This window comes from Kaistella soli (assembly GCF_019038595.1).
In the GTDB taxonomy this organism is placed as follows: domain Bacteria; phylum Bacteroidota; class Bacteroidia; order Flavobacteriales; family Weeksellaceae; genus Kaistella; species Kaistella soli.
Genome location: NZ_JAHOPF010000002.1, coordinates 486248 through 507116, shown reverse-complemented (window position 1 = coordinate 507116; position 20869 = coordinate 486248). Strand labels below are relative to the sequence as shown.

General features: G+C 39.8%; 17 protein-coding genes and 1 tRNA gene. 14 read left to right on the top strand and 4 right to left on the bottom strand.

The features are described from left to right. The first annotated feature begins 6 nt into the window (after positions 1-6). The 9 genes from hisD (at position 7) to mgtA (ending at position 9677) form a co-directional block, all read left to right on the top strand. Positions 7-1299: a histidinol dehydrogenase gene (gene hisD / locus KSK37_RS05400; protein ID WP_217199907.1), complete on the top strand. Its 1293-nt coding sequence runs from the start codon at positions 7-9 to the stop codon at positions 1297-1299. Beyond that, positions 1289-2326 (top strand): histidinol-phosphate transaminase, encoded by a 1038-nt coding sequence (gene hisC, locus KSK37_RS05395; protein ID WP_217199905.1) that lies wholly within the window; start codon positions 1289-1291, stop codon positions 2324-2326. Before hisD ends, hisC begins: the two co-directional genes overlap by 11 nt. Further along, entirely contained in the window at positions 2319-3410 is a 1092-nt protein-coding gene (hisB, locus tag KSK37_RS05390; protein ID WP_217199902.1) for a bifunctional histidinol-phosphatase/imidazoleglycerol-phosphate dehydratase HisB, read from the top strand. The genes hisC and hisB overlap by 8 nt, the downstream gene beginning before the upstream one ends. Next, complete coding sequence (gene hisH, locus KSK37_RS05385) at positions 3407-3985, top strand: imidazole glycerol phosphate synthase subunit HisH (RefSeq protein WP_217199900.1); 579 nt, start codon at positions 3407-3409, stop codon at positions 3983-3985. The genes hisB and hisH overlap by 4 nt, the downstream gene beginning before the upstream one ends. Then, positions 3982-4695: a 1-(5-phosphoribosyl)-5-[(5-phosphoribosylamino)methylideneamino]imidazole-4-carboxamide isomerase gene (hisA, locus tag KSK37_RS05380; RefSeq protein ID WP_217199897.1), complete on the top strand. Its 714-nt coding sequence runs from the start codon at positions 3982-3984 to the stop codon at positions 4693-4695. The genes hisH and hisA overlap by 4 nt, the downstream gene beginning before the upstream one ends. Then, positions 4689-5444 (top strand): imidazole glycerol phosphate synthase subunit HisF, encoded by a 756-nt coding sequence (hisF, locus tag KSK37_RS05375; RefSeq protein ID WP_217199895.1) that lies wholly within the window; start codon positions 4689-4691, stop codon positions 5442-5444. The genes hisA and hisF overlap by 7 nt, the downstream gene beginning before the upstream one ends. Next, positions 5441-6028 (top strand): bifunctional phosphoribosyl-AMP cyclohydrolase/phosphoribosyl-ATP diphosphatase HisIE, encoded by a 588-nt coding sequence (gene hisIE, locus KSK37_RS05370; protein ID WP_088360117.1) that lies wholly within the window; start codon positions 5441-5443, stop codon positions 6026-6028. Before hisF ends, hisIE begins: the two co-directional genes overlap by 4 nt. 221 nt (positions 6029-6249) lie before the next feature. Further along, positions 6250-7095, top strand: coding sequence for a class I SAM-dependent methyltransferase (locus KSK37_RS05365; protein ID WP_217199893.1), 846 nt, complete (start codon positions 6250-6252; stop codon positions 7093-7095). 71 nt (positions 7096-7166) lie between these two features. Then, positions 7167-9677: a magnesium-translocating P-type ATPase gene (mgtA, locus tag KSK37_RS05360; protein WP_217199891.1), complete on the top strand. Its 2511-nt coding sequence runs from the start codon at positions 7167-7169 to the stop codon at positions 9675-9677. Positions 9678-9728: 51 nt separating this feature from the next. Here the strand turns inward: mgtA and KSK37_RS05355 are convergent, their stop codons facing one another. Both KSK37_RS05355 and KSK37_RS05350 read right to left on the bottom strand, forming a co-directional pair. Then, on the bottom strand, positions 9729-10265 hold the full coding sequence (locus tag KSK37_RS05355; protein WP_217199889.1) for a DUF892 family protein: 537 nt from the start codon (positions 10263-10265) through the stop codon (positions 9729-9731). A gap of 128 nt (positions 10266-10393) precedes the next feature. Further along, positions 10394-11536, bottom strand: a complete 1143-nt coding sequence (locus tag KSK37_RS05350; RefSeq protein WP_217199887.1) for a methionine aminotransferase — start codon at positions 11534-11536, stop codon at positions 10394-10396. Between the two features lie 109 nt (positions 11537-11645). Here KSK37_RS05350 and KSK37_RS05345 point away from each other — a divergent pair, with 109 nt between their 5' ends. Together KSK37_RS05345 and KSK37_RS05340 are read left to right on the top strand one after the other, a co-directional pair. Beyond that, complete coding sequence (locus KSK37_RS05345; RefSeq protein WP_217199885.1) at positions 11646-12665, top strand: M28 family metallopeptidase; 1020 nt, start codon at positions 11646-11648, stop codon at positions 12663-12665. Positions 12666-12730: 65 nt separating this feature from the next. Then, a tRNA-Arg gene (locus KSK37_RS05340) sits at positions 12731-12805 on the top strand. Positions 12806-13080: 275 nt separating this feature from the next. On the opposite strand, the gene KSK37_RS05335 is transcribed toward KSK37_RS05340, so the two are convergent. Next, positions 13081-13644: a hypothetical protein gene (locus tag KSK37_RS05335; RefSeq protein WP_217199883.1), complete on the bottom strand. Its 564-nt coding sequence runs from the start codon at positions 13642-13644 to the stop codon at positions 13081-13083. 11 nt (positions 13645-13655) lie between these two features. Beyond that, a complete protein-coding gene (uvrA, locus tag KSK37_RS05330) occupies positions 13656-16442 on the bottom strand; it encodes an excinuclease ABC subunit UvrA (RefSeq protein WP_217199881.1) in 2787 nt (928 codons plus the stop codon). A 390-nt stretch (positions 16443-16832) separates the two neighbouring features. Here uvrA and KSK37_RS05325 point away from each other — a divergent pair, with 390 nt between their 5' ends. The 3 genes from KSK37_RS05325 to dnaN all read left to right on the top strand — a co-directional run bounded on the left by KSK37_RS05325 (position 16833) and on the right by dnaN (position 20736). Beyond that, a complete protein-coding gene (locus tag KSK37_RS05325) occupies positions 16833-18641 on the top strand; it encodes a TonB-dependent receptor plug domain-containing protein (RefSeq protein ID WP_217199879.1) in 1809 nt (602 codons plus the stop codon). 80 nt (positions 18642-18721) lie between these two features. Further along, positions 18722-19438: a DUF2490 domain-containing protein gene (locus KSK37_RS05320; protein WP_217199877.1), complete on the top strand. Its 717-nt coding sequence runs from the start codon at positions 18722-18724 to the stop codon at positions 19436-19438. Positions 19439-19605: 167 nt separating this feature from the next. Beyond that, entirely contained in the window at positions 19606-20736 is a 1131-nt protein-coding gene (gene dnaN / locus KSK37_RS05315) for a DNA polymerase III subunit beta (protein ID WP_088360109.1), read from the top strand. Positions 20737-20869 lie beyond the last annotated feature (133 nt).

Here is a 20869-nt window from a genome sequence, read left to right as displayed (position 1 = left end):
AATAAAATGAAAATACTCATCAATCCGCCTGCTTCAGATTGGGCCAAAATTTGCGAAAGACCGGTTTTTCCTGCGGAAGATCTGGAAGATAAAGTGAAAGATATTCTCGGGAAGGTTCAGCAGAAAGGAGACATGGCGCTGAAAGAACTCACTTCACTTTTTGACGGTGCTAATATTGAAGATCTGAAAGTAAGCCAAGATGAAATAGAAAAGGCAAAACTAGAGGTTTCAGAAGAATTAAAGGACGCAATTTCTATCGCTGCTCAGAATATCCGGACATTTCACTCCTCACAAAAAGAAAAGGAAACCATTGTGGAAACCATGCCCGGTGTTGAATGCTGGAGAAAAAGTGTCCCCATTGAAAAAGTCGGGCTTTATATTCCCGGAGGTTCTGCGCCTTTGTTTTCAACGATTTTAATGTTGGGAGTTCCCGCCAGAATCGCCGGATGTAAAACCCTCGTTTTATGTACACCGCCCGACAAAAACGGAAAAATCAATCCCGCAGTTTTGTACACGGCAAATTTTCTGGGTATTACCGAAATTTTTAAAGTGGGTGGCGCGCAGGCGATCGCGGCATTGGCTTACGGTACGGAAACGGTCCCGAAAGTTGATAAAATCTTCGGACCCGGAAATCAGTTTGTCACCAAAGCAAAGGAGCTTGTTCAGAAAAACGGCATCGCCATAGATCTTCCCGCCGGACCAAGCGAAGTTCTGGTAATTGCAGATAACAGTGCTGATGCTGATTTTGTCGCTTCGGATTTGCTTTCCCAAGCCGAACACGGTCCGGACAGTCAGGTTGTTTTGCTTTCAGATTCGTCAGCATTTATTGAGAAAGTTAAAGTTGCGTTAGATGAACAGCTAAGTGATTTACCCCGGGCTGCACTTGCTGAACAGGCACTTCAAAACAGCTTTTCAGTGGTGTTAAATTCGATCAGTGAATGTATAGATTTCAGTAATTTGTACGCGCCGGAACATTTAATTCTAGCCATTGAAAATGCGGAAGAATTTGCTGATCAGATCAAGAATGCAGGTTCGGTGTTTCTTGGAAGTTATTCCTGCGAAAGTGCTGGTGATTACGCGAGCGGCACTAATCACACGCTGCCCACTAACGGTTATGCCCGAAGTTACAGCGGTGTTTCATTGGACAGTTTTGTGAAAAAAATTACTTTCCAGAATATCAGTAAATTAGGGTTGCGAAATATCGGCAGAACAGTGGAAGTGATGGCTGAAGCGGAGCAGCTTCTGGCACACAGAAACGCAGTTTCCATAAGACTCAAAAAAATACAGGATGAAAAGTAAAATTAAAGAACTCGTAAGAAAAAATATTCAGGCTTTGGCGCCGTATTCCAGCGCAAGAGACGAATATTCCGGGAAAGAAGGAATCTTTCTGGATGCGAACGAAAACCCTTTCGGGATCTACAACCGTTATCCGGATCCGTATCAGCCGGCTCTGAAAAAGAAGCTTTCTGAACTCAAAAACATTTCGCCCGACAATATTTTTGTCGGAAACGGCAGTGATGAAGCCATCGATCTGGCATTCCGGATTTTCTGCGAACCGGGTCAGGATAAAGCACTTACTTTCGTTCCCACTTACGGCATGTATGAAGTTTCGGCCAATATCAACGATGTGGAACTCATTAAACTTCCTTTAAATAAGGATTTTCAAATCGACAGAACTACGTTGCAGCCTTACTTTTCGGATGAAAAGCTGAAACTTATTTTCCTGTGTTCACCTAATAATCCCACCGGAAATTTATTGAGTATTGCTGATATTGAATTTATTCTTAATAATTATAATGGAATTGTAATCATTGACGAAGCGTATATCGATTTCTGTGATCAGCCTTCATTTATTCAGAAGATCGAGAAGTATCCGAATTTAATCGTCATTCAGACCTTAAGCAAAGCCTGGGGATTGGCCGGGATCCGTCTCGGGATCGGGTATATGAGTGAGGAAATTCTTTCTTATTTCAACCGTGTGAAACCGCCGTACAATATCAGTTTAATCAATCAGCAGACTGCGCTCGATATTTTAGATGATGAAGCACAATTCCAGAAGAAAGTACAGGATGTTTTAGCCGAAAAAGCGAAGCTGATTCAAAATCTTTCCGGCTTAAGTGCAGTCAGGAAAATATATCCTTCCGACGCAAATTTCATCCTAATGGAAGTGGAGAATGCCGATGAACTTTACGAAAAACTCATTGATAGAAAAATCATCATCAGAAACCGGAATTCCGTTATCAGAAACTGTGTGCGGATTTCGGTAGGAACTTCTGAGGAAAACAATGAATTATTAAATGCTCTAAAAGAATTCAGCAATGACTAAAAAAGTTTTATTTATAGATCGCGACGGAACGATAATCCGCGAACCTGAAGATTTCCAGATCGACAGTTTCGAAAAGCTGGAATTTCTGCCTAATGTCGTCAGCAGTCTTTCAAGAATCGCCAGAGAACTGAATTATGAACTCGTTATGGTAAGCAATCAGGACGGTTTGGGAACCGATTCTTTTCCCGAAAACACTTTCTGGCCTGTGCAGAATTTCATCATAAACACTTTAAAAAATGAAGGGGTGGAGTTCGCCGAAGTTTTGATTGATCCGTCTTTTGAACATGAAAACAAGCCCACAAGAAAACCGGGAACCGCCATGCTTCAGAAATATATTTACGGAAATTATGACCTCGAAAATTCGTTTGTAATTGGTGACCGACAGACCGACATCAAACTCGCGGAAAATTTGGGTTCTAAATCAATTTTCATTAACAAAGCGGAAAACGGGGAAGCGACATTGGTAACCAACGACTGGAACGAAATTTACAAATACCTAAAAGCCGTTCCAAGAATCGGAAAGGTAAAAAGAGATACTTTGGAAACTTCCATCAATATTGAATTGAACCTGGATGGAAGCGGTGTTTCAGAAATTGATACCGGTTTACCATTTTTCGATCATATGCTGCAGCAGATTTCAAAACACGGAAATCTCGATCTGAATATTCAGGTAAAAGGCGATCTTGAGATTGATGAGCATCACACGGTTGAAGATACCGCCATCGCCTTGGGTGACGCTTTTCTTCAAGCACTCGGAAACAAGAAAGGCATTTCGCGTTACGGTTTTTTACTTCCAATGGACGACTGTCTGGCTCAGGTGGCGGTGGATTTTGGCGGAAGACCGTGGCTGGTTTGGGGAGCGGAATTCAAGAGGGAAAAGATTGGTGACGTTCCGACAGAATTGTTTTTCCATTTTTTTAAATCATTCAGCGACCAGGCAAAATGCAATCTCAATATCAAAGCCGAAGGAGACAATGAGCACCATAAAATTGAATCGATATTCAAAGCTTTTGCAAAAGCCGTAAAAATGGCGGTAAGTCAAACTGAAAATTACAACATCCCAAGCACCAAAGGAATTTTATGATCGCAATATTAAAATACAATGCAGGCAACGCACTTTCCGTAGAAAATGCAGTGAAGCGTCTTGGTGTTGAAACGGTGATTACGGATGATATTTCTGTGCTGAAATCGGCTGAAAAAGTGATCCTTCCGGGGGTTGGCGAAGCCGGTTCTGCGATGCAATATCTCAAGGAAAGGGGTTTGGATGAGGTCATAAAATCTCTTAAACAGCCGGTTCTGGGAATCTGTCTTGGCATGCAGCTGCTTTGCGAATCATCGGAAGAAGGTAATAGTGAAACATTAGGAATTTTTAAAACCAAAGTGAAAAAATTTCCGCCCAAAGACCTCGTACCGCACACGGGATGGAATAATTTTACTTCAGTGAAAGGAAAATTATTTGAAAATGTTGAGCCTGACGAAAACTGCTATTTTGTTCACAGTTATTACGCGGAAATCAGTGAAGAAACTGTGGCGGTTACTGATTATATTCTGCCTTTCAGTGCGGCTTTGCAGAAGGATAATTTTTATGCGACCCAGTTTCACCCCGAAAAATCTGCAGCCACCGGAATGCAGATTTTAAAAAACTTTTTAAGCTTATGAGAATTATTCCGGCCATCGACATTATCGGTGGAAAATGTGTGAGACTGACGAAAGGCGATTATGCCACGCAAAAAACATACAGTGAAAATCCTTTGGACATGGCTAAAATGTTTGAAGATGCAGGCATTAAATATCTCCATGTCGTAGACCTCGACGGTGCCAAAGCCAAACAGATCGTCAACCATAAAACCCTGGATCTTCTTGCCTCGCAAACCGGTTTGCAAATCGACTTCGGTGGAGGCATTAAAACTGAAAACGACATCAAAACCGCATTTGAATCCGGAGCAAAACAGATTACCGTAGGAAGTGTTGCCGCACAAAACCCGACTCTGATGCTGGAATGGCTGATGAAATACGGAGCGGAGAAAATTATCCTTGGCGCCGACTGTAAAAACAGGATGATTGCGACCAACGGCTGGCTGGAAAGCAGTAATCTCGATGTGGTGGATTTCGTTAAAGAATTTACTAGTAATGGAGTAAAATATAGCATCGTTACCGATATCGATAAAGATGGAATGCTTTCGGGACCGGCTTTCGAACTCTACGAAGAAATACTGAAAGAGACCAAGATCAACCTTATTGCGAGCGGAGGAATTACTACGATAGAAGATGTTCAGAAATTAAAAATTATGGGCTGCGAAGGAGCAATTATCGGTAAAGCTATTTATGAAGGCACCATCAATCTCAAAGAATTAACAGAATTATGCTAAAGAAAAGAATCATTCCATGCTTGGACATAAAAAACGGAAGAACGGTAAAAGGAATTAATTTTCTGGACATCAGAGATGCCGGCGATCCTGTGGAACTCGCCAAAAGGTACGTGGATGAAGGTGCCGACGAACTGGTATTTCTCGATATTACCGCAACACTTGAAAACAGAAAAACACTTAAGGAACTCGTAACCAAAATTGCTTCCGAAATTAATATTCCGTTTACGGTTGGCGGCGGGATCAATACACTGGAAGACGCGAAAGCGATTATCGATTCCGGGGCGGATAAAATAAGTCTCAACTCTGCGGCAATTCTTCGGCCGGAGCTGATTTCTGAGATCGCTCTTGAATATGGAAACCAGTGTGTTGTGCTGGCGGTTGATACCAAATTCATCAAAAATGAATGGATCGTTTTCCGCAGCGGCGGAACCATTATTACTGATTTAAAAGCCACGGAATGGGCACAAAAAGGCGCCGAACTTGGAGCGGGAGAAATCCTTCTGACTTCCATGAATAACGACGGAACAAAAAACGGTTTCGCCCTCGATATCAGTAAAGCGGTTTCTGAAGCCGTTACCATTCCGGTGATTGCGTCAGGAGGCGCGGGAACAATGGAGCATTTTGCTGAGGTTTTTAACCTGACAAAAGCAACCGGCGCTTTGGCTGCAAGTGTCTTTCATTTCGGGCAAATACCAATTCCTGACCTTAAGCAATATTTAAAAACCCAAAATATCCCCGTGCGACTATGAAACCTGATTTTAATAAAACCAACGGCCTTATTCCCGTAATCATTCAGGATGAGGTCACCCTGCAGGTCCTGATGCTGGGTTATATGAATGAAGAAGCCTTTAATAAAACCATCAACGACCAAAAAGTAACCTTTTTCAGCCGGAGCAAAAACCAGCTTTGGACGAAAGGTGAAACCTCCGGGAATTTTCTTTGGGTAAAAGACATCAGACTTGATTGTGATGAGGACACTTTACTTATTCTCGCAAAAGCCGACGGACCAACCTGCCATAAAGGAACAGTTTCCTGTTTCAATACTGAAGTGAAAAAAGGTTTTCTCTACCGTTTGGAGCAGACCATTCAGGAAAGAATTGACGGAAACATTGAAAATTCTTACACCAATCAGCTTTACCGGAGAGGTATTAATAAAGTGGCCCAAAAAGTAGGAGAGGAAGCGGTAGAGCTGGTCATAGAAGCAAAAGACGACAATGCTGAACTCTTTAAAAATGAAGCTGCCGATCTGATGTATCACTTTTTAATTCTCCTTAAAGCAAAAGGATTTACGCTGGAAGAAATTGAGCAGACTTTAAGGGAGCGGGAGAAATAACCATTAATTCTCCCATTTTTTAATAGAAGAAAGAGGAGGGGGAAATGTTCAATTTTTGTCTTATGTTGAACATGACTTTATAAATATTCGTAATTTAGTTAGTTCAAAAACAAGATTAGGTCAAAAACCTTCTTTCGCTTTCATCCGCTTTAATCGTTGCTGTATTTGAGCTTCATTAAACGGTTTCACACAAATGACAATTATTTAAAAACACACAAATCATGGAAAAAGAACTTGAAAAAATCCGTACCCAGCAAAAGGAGTCATGGAATCTGTTTTCTTCGGGATGGAAAAAATGGGATAATCTCACGATGGAATTTATGAGACCTGTTGGCGATGAAATCATCCGTGTGCTGCACCCTGCAGACCACCAAATGATACTTGATGTGGCATCCGGGACCGGAGAGCCTGGACTAACAATAGCTTCGATGCTGAAAGACGGCAAGGTGACGCTCACTGATCTTTCCGAAGATATGCTGACTATTGCCAGGGAAAACGCAGCAAAAAAAGGAATTAAAAATATTGAAACGGTAGTTGCTGATGTATGTGAACTTCCATTTAAAGACGGCGTCTTTGATGCCATAAGCTGCAGATTCGGACTGATGTTTTTTCCGGATATGTCAATTGCAATGAAAAAAATGGTAAGGGTTCTGAAACCTGGAGGCAAAATCGCCGTTTCGGTTTGGAATATTCCTGAAAAAAATTTCTGGATTACTGCACTGATGAGCGCTATCAATAAAAATATGGAACTTCCGATCCCTCCGCCGGGTTCGCCGGGGATATTCCGATGTGCCGGGAGCGGAATGATTGCCGGTTTATTTCGAAAGGCAGGATTAAAAAATATTACTGAAAAAGAAGTCGCAGGAAAACTGAAATGTGAAACAGCAGATCTTTACTGGTCGATGATGACTGAAATAGCAGCCCCCGTTGCAGCTGCATTAAGCAAAGCCGGTGATGAGGTGAAAGAAAAAATAAAACGGGAGGTCGCCGAAGCGATCCATCATCAATATCCTACGGATCCTTTCTTTTTGGATTCCAGTGCGCTCGTGATTTATGGTGAAAAATAGCAAAAGTCTTTTGAGGAATCAGGTAAAGTCGCGCTCAGTGCCGAAGTGACTCGACTTCAACAAAAAAACGTATGCCAACCAAGGAAAATACATTTTGGCAATTCGACACCAGTTATTGGTTTCAAAAACTAAACAGTTCGCCGCAGGGATTATCACAGGCTGTTGCTGATCAGATTTTGTTTGAAAAAGGAAGGCATCCCAAAAGTAAATCTGTACTTAAAAAGGATTTATTACTTTTTGCCAGTCAGTTCAAAAGTCCTCTCATGCTTCTCCTGATCGGGGCGGTTATTATTTCTGCATTCCTGGGAGACCGGTCAGATGTTTTTATTATTCTTTTCATTGTTTTATCTACCGGGTTGCTGAGTTTTTTTCAGGAACGAAATGCGGGGAGAGTCGTGGAGAAACTTCAGTCCATGATTTCTTTGAAAGCAGCTGTAATGCGCAGTGGTGAACAGAAGGAAACTGCATCCGACCAAATCGTAACCGGTGACGTAATTATTCTAAATGCCGGGGATATGCTGCCTGCAGACTGTCTGATTATTGAAGCCAGCGAACTTTATGTCAATGAATCGAGTTTAACAGGAGAGTCGTATCCGGCAAGAAAAGAAGAGGGAGTCGTGGATGAAGCTACCGAACTTACGGACCGCACCAACTGTCTTTGGCAGGGGACGAATGTGGTAAGTGGAAGTGCCAAGGCTCTGGTGATTCAAACAGGTGAGCAAACCATTTTTGGAACTATAGCCAAAAGCGTATCCGGAACAGTTGAAACCTCATTTGAAAAAGGTATCAAAGATTTCGGCTTTTTTCTGATGAAGATCACCATGACCCTTGCGGTCTTTATTCTGGTTGTCAACCTCTTCAATCACAAAGGCATTATCGAATCCGCGCTGTTTGCTCTTGCTCTTGCTATTGGTATGGCTCCAGAACTTTTACCGGCTGTAACCACCATTGCCATGAGTGCAGGTGCAAAACGGCTGTTGGAAAAAAAAGTAATTGTAAAAAAGCTGAATTCTATACAAAATCTCGGGGAAGTGAATTTGTTATGCACCGACAAAACAGGGACGATTACTGAAGGAACTATTACCGTTGCCGGCCTCGTAGATGGATCCGGAGTTGAAAGCGGGTTTGTAAAACAGCTTGCTTACTGGAATGCTTCTCTTGAAGCAGGATATTCCAATCCCATAGATGAAGCTTTAAAACAGCTGAAATTTGATTCTAAAGTTATCGTAACGAAACTTGGTGAAGTGCCTTATGATTTCATTAGAAAAAGACTGAGTATTGCGCTCAGCACCGGAAAAGAACAGCTGATCATCAGTAAAGGCGCTTTTTCCCAAATACTCAGCATCTGCACGGCCTTAAGACTTGGTAATGACAGCGTTGAAGATATTGCTGCACATCGTGAACAGTTAGAAAAGAATTTTGCACAGTATGGTACCAAAGGTTTACGGGCAATTGCAGTTTGCTATAAACCCATACCGGAAGATAAAATTTCAAAAGACTCTGAAACAGCAATGATTTTTGCGGGATTTGTGCTGATGAATGATGCGGTGAAATCAGGCATTACCGACACCATCAACGCACTGCACCAACTTAAAGTAGGATTAAAAATCATCACAGGTGACAATAAAAACGTAGCACAATCTATTGCGCTGGATATCGGTATTAAAAAGCCGGTGATTATGACAGGGAAACAGCTTTCCAAAACCAGTCCGGAAGCATTAAAACAAGTCGTAAAGAAAGTTCATATTTTTGCTGAGGTAGAACCTCAGGAAAAAGAAAGGATTATCCTCGCACTGAAACATACCTATACCGTTGCGTATATGGGTGATGGCATCAATGATGTTTCCGCCATTAATGCTGCAGATGTGGGCATCTCCGTTGAAAATGCGGTAGATGTAGCCAGAGAGGCTGCAGATTTTGTGCTGATGGAAAAAGACCTGATGGTTTTGGCTGAGGGTATCAGAGAAGGAATAAAGACCTTTGCCAATACCCTGAAATATATTTTTATCAACACAGGCTCTACCTTCGGCAATATGTTCAGTGTTGCATTTGCTTCCTTGCTGCTGCCATTTTTACCCATGCTTCCAAAACAGATTCTTCTTCTGAATTTATTAACAAGTTTTCCGTTTCTTGCAGTAGCATCCGATAATGTTGACCGTGAGCAGCTAGCAAAACCCGGTAAATGGGATTTGAAAATGCTTAGAAACTTTATGGTGATTTTCGGATTTCACAGTTCTTTTTTTGATGTGATGACCTTCCTCATTTTATTTTATGTTTTCAAATTCGGCCAGGCATCATTTCAAACTGGGTGGTTTATTGAGTCGATGCTAACACAGTTGTTCATTCTGTTCATCATCCGCACCCATCAGAATTTTTTCAAAAGCAAACCCGGAAAATATCTCTTAATCTTCAGCGTGATTGCTTTAATTATTACCATTCTGCTTCCTTATTTGCCATGGGCAAAAGATATAGGTTTAGCCCCACTTCCGGTTTTTAATCTTTGTGCGATGTTACTGATTGTTGCAGCCTACATTTTCACAGCAGATCTGCTGAAAGTCTGGTTTTTTAAAAAACATCTGTAATTTAAATGGAAACTAATTCTTAAGGGAAAGATTTTCTTCTTATAGCCGTTTTTATCGGTAGGGGCCTAAAAACTGATGAGTGATATCATTCAGATGATTGTTGACGAAATCTTCCTCTTCCTGAACATCGATGGCGAGAAGCGTTGCTGCGCGGTGATTATTTAAATTAATTGCTAAATGTGCCGCGGCTCCGTATGCCGCTATTTTATAATGCGCAAGTTTTCGTGAAGTGAGGAGAAGCGCGATTTCCCAATTTACTATATCATCAGAAAATACAGTGAAATGTTCATTTGCATCATTCAGCAATGCAATAATGGCCGCGCTATATTTAGTTTCAACCGCTTCATCCTGCATTTTAAAAATTTTTGCCAGCCGCTCCTTATGATTCAGATGAATTTGATAATGATTATTAAGAATAGTCCTCAGCTGAGGTGCAGATATTTTGCCGCTGATCTCATTAAAAGCTTCTGAAATTGCATTTTCTGCAAAGTACAGTTCTTTTAGCGACTCAGAAAAAAACAGGTGTAATGTTTTTCTGGAGTCTGAATTTTCCTGGCCGGAATCGTTTTGCTGCAGAGGGTTTTCCATGATTGCAGATTATTAAATGGCAAAGCATTGTAGCTTATAACTAAAAGTTCTTCGCCAAATGATGATTTATGAGTAGCATCATAACCAATTTTATGCCGATAATTAATGAAGAAATTCTCTAGAAAAAATTACCAAAGGGCTTTCTGCAGAAGTTCAGCTGCATTTACGATGGTTTCTTCTTTTTTGGCGAAACAGAACCGTGTTTTTCCGGTGTTGGCTGTTTCGTGATAAAACGCTGAAAGAGGAATGCCGGCTACTTTAGCGTTCTGCGTAAGCCAGACTGCAAAATCTTTGTCGGACAGATCTGTAATTTTTCGGAAGTCAAGAATCTGAAAATAACCAGCCTCTGCTTTTTCGGAAAGGGTAAAAGGTAAATCTTTAAATGAATCCAGGAAAAAATCTCTTTTCTGCTGCATGAATTTCCGGTTTTCTTCCACATCAAAAATTTCAAGATATTTTGCGAGTGCATATTGCGCCGGCGCATTCACGCTGAAACTTAAATACTGATGAACGCGGCGATAGGCCAGCGAAAGTTCTTCAGAAGCCAGCACATAGCCCACTTTCCAGCCAGTTGCGTGAAACATTTTTCCAAAGGAAAAGATACTGAAGCACCGTTCCCGAAGTTTCGGATGGTGAAAAGCACTGTAGAATTCATGATGATCATAGGTAAGAAGGTCGTAAACTTCATCCGAAATGACGGTGATCTCAGAGTTGTCAATAATATTGGCGAGCTGGTCCCAGTCTTCTTGTTTCCAGATTTTTCCGGACGGATTGTGGGGCGAGTTCACAATTATGGCTCGGGTTTTTACGGTTATTACGTTTTTTAATGCTTCAAAATCAACCTCAAAATGATTTTTCAAACTCACAAAAACCGGAGTTCCGCCGTTAACTTCAATCGCGGGAACGTAAGAGTCGTAACAAGGTTCCAGCACAATCACTTCATCACCCACATTTACAATAGCTGCCAATGCTGTATAAATTCCATAGCTCGCGCCTGGAGAGACCGTGATGTTTTCTTTCGAAACCGATAAGGTGTTTTTTCGCTGTTGATTAAATTCCACTAAATTATCGATGAGCATTGGAAGCCCGGCCATTGGGGCATATTGATTAAAATTTTTTAGGGTCCCTTCGCCCAAAAGTTTTTTCAGCCGGTCGTCAATCTCATAGTCCGGGAAACCCTGCGAAAGATTCACAGCATCGTGTTTCTGAGCAAGAGCAGTCATTTCCGAAAAAATGGTAAGGTCGCTTCCCGAATGTTTTCTTTTAATCATACTCAAATTTATAAATAAACTTTTTAAAAATAACTCATCATTAACGCAATATCTTCAAAAAGGAATTTTAAAAATATATTTGCTATTTTTAAAACTTCAAAAAATATCTATGAAAAAATTCTTTATTCCGCTGTTCTCAGTGGTTTTACTCAGCAGTTGTGCTTCCGTTAATTATTCGTACGACGGAAAAGCCTTCAATCATTCTTTAGAGACTATTACTCAGCAAAACCTCAAGAAAAACCTTTACGTGATCGCATCCGACGAAATGGGCGGCCGCGACACTGGCAGTCCGGGGCAGAAAAAAGCGGGCGAATATATGATCAAACAGTATCAGGACATGGGAGTTTCCCATCCGGATGCATTGGATTCTTTCTACCAGAAAGTTCCCGCAGCTTACATGAATACCGGTAGAGGTGCAGGATTACCCGATTCTGAAAACATCCTCGCTTTTATCAAGGGAAGTGAAAAACCTGATGAAATTATTGTTATTTCGGCGCATTACGATCACGTAGGAACCAAAAACGGCGTGGTTTACAACGGTGCGGACGATGACGGCAGCGGGACGGTCGCGGTCATGGAAATTGCAAAAGCTTTTAATAAAGCCAAAAAAGCTGGCCACGGCCCTAAAAGGTCGATCTTGTTTTTGCATGTTACAGGTGAAGAGCACGGGCTTTTAGGATCGAAATATTACGCAGACCATCCCATCTATCCGATGGCAAATACCGTGGCAAACCTGAATATCGATATGATCGGAAGATGCGACCCGGGCAACTGCGGAAAGAATTATGTGTACGTAATCGGTTCGGAAATGCTCAGCACTGATCTTAAGAAAATCAATGTGGAAGCGAACACTAAGGTTACCAAACTGGAACTTAATTATAAGTATGACGATCCCAAAGATCCTCAGCGGTTGTATTACCGTTCCGATCATTATAATTTTGCTAAAAACGGTGTTCCTGTTGCGTTTTTCTTTGACGGAATTCATGAGGATTACCACAAACCCACTGATGATGCCGAGAAAATCGATTACGCAGCATTACAGAAGCGTACCCAATTGGTTTTTGCTACCGCATGGGAACTGGCTAACAGAAAGGACAGGATTGTAGTGGACGGGACGAATAACAGATAAAAATCACAACAATTATAATCACGGATCCGTTGCTTTCGCAGCGGATTTTTGTAAATTTGGTCTACGGCTCCATAGTTCAACGGATAGAATAGAAGTTTCCTAAACTTTAGATCCAAGTTCGATTCTTGGTGGAGTCACCAAAAAAAAGAATCCGCTGTTTAGCAGCGGATCCAGTAGATAAAATCATCTCATTTTTTTAATTAGACAACAAGAAAAAAGAGAAGCCGACGGTGCTTCTCTTAAATTTTTATATCAATTTAATGGTATTTCGGTACATGGAGTAAAAGGATATTGTTTTCACTTCAGTGTTATTTCAGAGTAAAAGTAACAAATAATTCAATACGGAATGTAAACTGAATGTTAAAATTCACACTTTACTCACATTTTTTTGTGGATAAGTCTGAAAGCCAAGTTATTATTTAAATTTTTCTTTTATAGCTTTTTGTTCAAATGGTGCTGTTTTTCGGACATTATATTGATGAAAACCCAAACTGTCAATGCTCTCTAAAAGTTTGTAAATGTCGTATTTTTCGATAGTGTCAGATTCAAAAGAAAAAGATATTGGCTTCAATATATTCCCAGAATTTTTCATTCTGTGTTGACGAATGGAGTTTTTCAAAAATGGATAAATATTTTCAAATTTAATTTGATGTAAACTGTCAGCAGATAAAGTCCTTTTGAAGAATGTTTTGTCTAAATCATGTACACACAAAAAATCAATTAGATCTTCATAATGATAATAAATTTTATTGTCGTTTGTAAAAATAAAATTGATTTCACCTTTTGGGTAATCGTATGTTTTTATTTCAGGAATAATTTGTAAAGTAGAATCCTTGTCTATAATTTCTTTTAAATGTTTTTCAAGATCATTATTAAATTTAGAAGTGATGAAAATTCTCTTTTCAACTCTTTCCTTGTCATCATTTTTACAGGATGAAATAATAATTAAAGTAATGAGTAGAAAAGTGAAAATTTTCATGGAATACAAACCTAAAATTTCTCCTTCAAATACTTCGCTGTATGCGATTTTTTATTCTTGATTAAATCTTCAGGTGTTCCCTCAAATACTACTTCACCGCCATGTTTTCCAGCTTCCGGACCAATGTCGATGATGTAATCTGCAGATTTTATGATATCGGGCTGATGCTCAATAACAATCACCGAATGACCGAGACCTATCAGAGCCTGAAGGGAAATAAGCAATTTATTGATGTCGTGAAAATGCAGACCCGTAGAAGGCTCATCGAAGATAAACAGTGTTTTTTCAGTGGTTACGCCCTTCACAAGGAAAGAGGCTAGTTTTACCCTTTGCGCTTCCCCTCCGGAAAGTGTTGAAGAACTTTGCCCGAGCTGCAGATAACCTAAACCAACTTCCTGTAGAGGTTTAAGTTTGGTTACAATTTTCTGTTCATGATTCTCAGTGAAAAATTCAAGGGCTTCGTCCACGGTCATGTGAAGGATATCTGAAATATTTTTTTCATCAAATTTAATCTCCAGAATTTCATTCTTAAAACGCGTTCCGTGGCAGGGTTCACATTCAAGTTCAATATCTGCCATGAACTGCATTGAAACGTTGATAACACCTTCTCCCTTGCATTCATCACATCTTCCGCCGTCTACATTGAAAGAGAAATGTTTGGGTTTCAGTCCCTGCACTTTTGCCAGTTTCTGTTTTGAAAACAGATCACGGATGTCATCATATGCTTTCAGATAAGTTACGGGATTGGAACGTGAGGATTTGCCAATTGGATTCTGGTCGATCAGTTCAATATTTTTAATCAGTTTTTTAGGGAATTCAACAGAATCGTAATCTCCTTTTTTACCGCCCATGCCAAGCTGAACCTGGATATCGTTCGTAAGGATTTCTTTCATCAGCGTAGATTTTCCGCTTCCTGAAACTCCGGAAATTACGACCAGGCTTTCCAAAGGAATATCGACATCAATATTCTTTAAATTATTCTGGCGCGCACCTTTAATATGAATCCATTCTTTTGCTTTTCTGCGGGTTGACGGAACTTTTATTTCCAGGGTTCCGGTAAGATACTGTGCGGTTAAGGATTCGGAATTTTTAAGTTCCTTAAAATCTCCCGCAAAAACCAACTCGCCACCCAGATATCCTGCTTCCGGACCAATATCGATGATATAATCTGCGGCTTTCATCACATCTTCATCGTGTTCTACAACGATTACGGTGTTGCCAAGATCACGGAGGTTTTTCAGTACTTCGATCAGATTTTCGGTATCGCGGGAATGCAGGCCGATAGAAGGTTCATCCAAAATGTAAATAGAACCTACCAGTGAACTTCCGAGCGATGTTGCGAGATTAATTCTCTGGCTTTCACCTCCGGAAAGGGTGTTTGAAGTTCTGTTGAGCGTAAGGTATCCTAAACCTACTTTTTCTAAAAACTCCAGACGGGTCGTAATTTCATAGACAAGTCTTTTCGCAATTTCCGCATCGTGCTGATTGAGTTTTAAAGATTTAATCAGCGGTAAAAGCTCATCCAAAGGAAGTTCAATCATTTCCTGAATGTTGTGCCCGTCAATTTTCACATATTTCGTCTCTTCGCGCAGCCTTAAACCTTCACAGGTCGGACAAAGCGTTTTCCCCCGAAATCTGGAAAGCATAACGCGGTACTGAATTTTGTATAAATTTTCTTCCACCATTTTGAAGAAATTATTCACAGAAGGAAAACTCCTAGTAGCGTCGCCTTTCCATAAAAAATTCTTCTGCTCTTTGGTCAGCTCGTGATAGGGTTTATGGATCGGAAATTCAGTCCCGGCTTTTTTGATGAATGCTTTTTTCCATTCGCTCATGCTTTCGCCTTTCCAGCTGGCAACGGCATCCTCAAATACCGAAAGATTTTTATTCGGAATCACCAGATCTTCATCAATTCCGATCACTTTTCCGTAACCTTCACATTCGGGACATGCGCCGTAAGGATTGTTGAAACTGAAAAAATGAACATTCGGTTCCATAAATTCCATGCCGTCGAGTTCGAATTTATTGGAGAATTCGGTAATTTTTCCGGTTTCTGTATTTTTAAGAGAACAGTAGCCGCGGCCTTCATAAAATGCCATCTGAATGGAATCTGCAAGCCGCTGAAGAAAATTCTCATCATTTTCATAACGGAAACTGTCAATAACGAGCTGAATTTCCATTTCTTTTTCAGGAACGAAACCGAAACTTTCCAGATCTTCAATTCCGGCGACATTTCCGTTGACTTCAAGACGGGTAAATCCTGACAGTTTAAGGGTTTTCAGCTGTTCAGCAAATTTAGAAATATCAAAATGTAAAGGATTTCTCAGGAGAAAGGTTTGATTTTCATTTTTCTTAATGAAATCAATCACATCACTCACCGAATCTTTTTTTACTTCATTTCCCGAAACTGGTGAAAACGTGCGTCCGACTCGGGCAAAGAACAGCTTTATATAATCGTAAACCTCCGTCGACGTTCCAACCGTGGAGCGTGGATTGGAGGAAATTACTTTCTGCTGAATTGCGATGGATGGAGCCAAACCTTTGATGTCGTCCACTTTCGGCTTTTCCAGTTTTCCCAAAAACTGACGCGCATAGGAACTCAGACTTTCAACATATCTGCGCTGTCCTTCGGCATAAATGGTGTCGAAAGCAAGGGACGATTTTCCGCTTCCGGAAACTCCTGTAATCACAATTAATTTATTCTTCGGCAGAAGAACATCAATGTGTTTCAGGTTATTGAGGTGTGCATTTTTTACGAAAATCTGCTTTTTTATATCGATATCAGGAATTGTAGCCATGGGTAAAATTAAGACCTACAAAATTACGGTTTTTTTGAAGAAAAAATTTTATAATATTTTTCATTCAAATATTGCTGTGTCCTCTTTATTTTGTCTAAATTTGTTGTACAAATAAGTAATGATATCATGAGAAAATTATTAAATGATCTGATTACGCATTTGATGAGAAAAAGATGAGGTTCTGAATCTCAGAATTTTATAAGATGCAGTTCGCAGGAGCTGCATCTTTTTTTGCCAATACTTTTTAATTTAATAAAAAACCGCTTTTTATTTTGTTTAATTCTTAATTATATTTGCCGCTGAATTTAATGGAAACCCTTTTTGTTACTGGTATTTTTATCATGGTTATCATTATTGAATCAGCAAAATAATAAGAATTAAGTTGTAGAAATGAGAAAGATAATTTGTTATGCATTGTTTTTAGGAAACGTAATACAGTTTTCAGCACAGGAAAAATCAGATGAGATCGCGGAAGTTACCGTTCATGGGAAGTTTCTGAGTCTGCCGCTGAAAAAAGTAAACGAAAACATTACGGTAGTTTCAAAAAAAGAAATTTCAAATTCTCCGGCTAAAAGTATTGAAGAAGTTTTAGCACATTATACCGGTATGGATATCCGCAAAAGAGGCGGTAACGGGGTTCAGGCAGATATTTCGATGCGCGGAAGCAGTTTTGAACAGGTGTTGATCCTCGTGAACGGAATCCGGATGAATGATTCGCAAACCGGTCACAATTCCATGAGCATCCCGTTTGATTTAGCATCTGTGGAAAAAATTGAAATCGTAAAAGGACCTGCTGCTAGGAGATTTGGACAGAATGCTTACGCAGGAGTTATCAATATTATCACCAAACCGGGATCGGAAGAAAATGCAGTCGTTTCTGCAAGCGGCGGCGATTATAAAACATATTCTTTGGGACTTGGTGCCAATTTTGGAAGCGAAAAATTTTCGAATTTTGTTCAGGTAAATTCTTCGGGTTCAGAAGGTTACCGCTATAATTCGGATTACAAAATCAATAATGTTTTTTATCAGAATCAGTATCTACTGGATGATGGAAGCATTAAATTTCAGGCCGGCATTCAGGAGAAAAAATTTGGAGCCAATGGATTTTATGCTACTCCGGCTGCCACAGATCAATATGAGGAAACCCAGACTTCTATTGTGAGTTTGGGAATAGACAAAAAGTTGCAGAAGTTCAGTTTAAATTCTAATATCTATTGGCGAAGAGGCCAGGATATGTATGAATATATCCGTAACAGGCCTGAAGTCTACCGAAACATGCACATCGGGAATAATATCGGCGGAGAGCTTAACGGAACTTATCTGTCGAAATTGGGAACCACTGGTTTGGGACTTGAACTCAGGAAAGAGTTTCTAGCCAGTAATAATTTGGGCCACCGGGAAAGGTTTGTTACCCAGATTTTTCTGGAGCATCATTTTTCTTTTTTCGGAAATTCACTGAATATTTCTCCAGGAATTTCGTGGGCAAATTATGATCAGGAAGGCAATTTTTTCTATCCCGGTCTCGATGTTGGTTATGATTTTAATGAGAACCACAAAGTTTACGGAAATATCGCAAAAGTTAACAGAGTTCCAACTTTTACCGATCTTTATTATATCAGCAAAACGGAGTCAGGAAATCCGGATTTGAAGCCAGAAAACGCAGTTTCTGCAGAGATAGGTTACCGGTTTCAGAAGAACAGTTTTCTGGGTAAGATCAGCGGTTTTATGAGAAATTCTGAGAACTCCATAGATTGGGTAAAATCAAATGCAAATGAAATCTGGCTTGCTGAAAACATTGGAAACATTGAAACAAAAGGGATAGAAGTAGAATTTGGACAGCATTTCGATTCTTTTGTGAAATCCTACTCGGTGCAGTATACTTTTTTAGACAGCAAAAATACGCAGCCTCAGCATTTAATTTCCAGATATGTGATGGAAAATCTGAAACACCAGTTTGTCGCTAAGCTGCAGAATCGGTTTTTGAAGAAATTCACGAATCAGTTAATTTACCGTTACGATGAAAGAGTCTCAACCGGAAGCTACCAAATTCTTGATGAAAAATTAAGTTATGATTTCAGCAACCTTAATCTTTACGTTTTGGTCAATAATATCACGAATTCAAATTATACCGAAACCTTTGGTGTACCAATGCCGGCACGCTGGTTTCATGTAGGATTTACCTATAAAATCGGTCTTTAAATTAAAGGATGAGAGATAGTAGGTTGCAGAAAAGGGGAATTCACTGCCATCATTTTCTTAAAAATCATTATTTTCGCAAGATGAAAAGGCTGTCTGCACTTCTGATGTTTTTAGTAACTGGTTACTATATTTCCGCTCAAACTGAACATATTTCAAGTTTTAATGCGGTAACGGTTACCTATAAGGTACACCCGAAATATTTCATTTATGCGGAAGGGCAGCTGCGCGGAATAGAAGACTACTCCTATCCTGATTATTATGAAATAAAGGGTGGAGTAGGATATAATTTAACCAAAAATCATAAACCTTTCATAGGGATCGGTCGTTACGGCACTTACAAAGATCGCCTGATGGATAAGGAAGAATTCCGTGTCTGGCTTCAGGATGTGATTGATGTAAAGGCAGGGAAATTCAAGTTTGAAAACCGTTTCCGGGCAGAAAAAAGCTGGTTTTACGAGCCTAAAAAAGACGCACATTCTGACAGAATCCGACTCAGATACAGACTGAATATTTCAGTTCCGCTGAACTCAGAATCGGTAAAACCGGGAACATTGTTTGCCAATGCTTATGATGAAGTTTTCTTTGTTACAACAGAGAAACCATTGTTTGCGCGTAACAGAGTTTTTGGAGGTTTCGGTTATCAGATTGATGAAAATTTCGGCATTGCATCCGGCTATCTTTGGCAGAGAGAATTTGCTCAGTCGGGCAACAAAAATCTGCATTTTCTGTATCTCGCTCTCAACATCACGATCGATGATTCCGACGATAAACACTATCATTTTCCGGGTGCCGATTAATGTTGATAACTTTTATGAAATTTAGTTTTTAATTTCAAAGTTTGTTTCCTTTTTTTGCTTCAAATTCATATATTTGTAAAAATAATAAGAAATAGATGTAATTGTAAAGATTTAATGAGTTATTTAAAACTTTACCGTTACATTTTACCAATAAAATAACATAACATATGAAATTTATTGTTGCAAGCGGAGAATTACAGAAAGCACTGAACACGGTAAGTGGGGTGATTTCCAGTTCTCAGTCAAGACCTATTCTTGAAAATTACCTGTTTGAACTTGAAGGAAACAATTTAAAAATAACAGCTTCCGATGGCGAAACTACTTTAGTGACGGCTTTGGAAGTGAAATCTGACGATACGGGAAAATTTGCTGTTCCTGCGAAAATTTTTCAGGATTTCGTGAAAACTTACGGAGAACAGCCTTTAACCCTGTCAGTAAAAGATTCTGAGGACGGAAACGGAAGTCTGCTCGAAATTTTGGACGAAAAAGATAATTTCGCTGTAGCACTTGATAACGCAGAAGATTATCCTGAACTTCCTGAATTTGACGCTTCACAAAGTGTAAAAATAGGTGCCGGAGTTTTGTGTGAAGCTTTAACCAATACGCTTTTTGCAACAAGCAACGATTCCCTGAGACCTGTAATGACCGGGGTTTTATTCCAGTTTAAGGAAGATGAAACCAATTTCGTTTCTACAGATTCTCACCGTTTGGTGGTTTATAAACGAACCGATTTGATCAATGCAGAACCTATTGAGTTTATCATGCCGAAAAAACCTTTGGCTATTTTCAAAAATATTCTTGCCAATTCCAACGAGGAAGTTATTATTGAATTTAATGAAAACATGGCGAAATTTACCTTCGGAAACAACATCTGGATCTGTAGGCTGATCGACGGAAAATATCCGAACTACACCGCAGTAATCCCGAAAGAAAACCCGAATGTATTAACCATCAACAGAAACTTATTGCTGAGCTCAATCAGAAGAGCTTCGATTATGTCGAACAAATCTACGAATCAGGTTCGTTTTAAGCTTTCCGGAAATATCCTTCACCTTCATGCAGAAGATACTGAATATGCGAACAAAGCTGATATGCAGATCCCTTGCGATTACAACGGTGAAGATATCAACATCGGTTTCAGTTCAAAATTCCTTACAGAAATGCTTTCCGTATTAGGTTCTGACGATATCACAATGAAAATGTCTCAACCCAACAGACCGGGAATTATCGAGCCGGTTGACGGTTTGGAAGCGGAAGAAAATATCCTCATGCTTTCGATGCCGGTTATTGGAATGTAAAATAAACTATACCCTTATAATTAATTGAGATTTGAAATTTTTCAGATCTCAATTTTTTTTTAAACTGCAAAATCACGATATTTGCAAACTTATCGGTATTTAAAATTCTGCTTTTTAATGCCACATTTTAAAT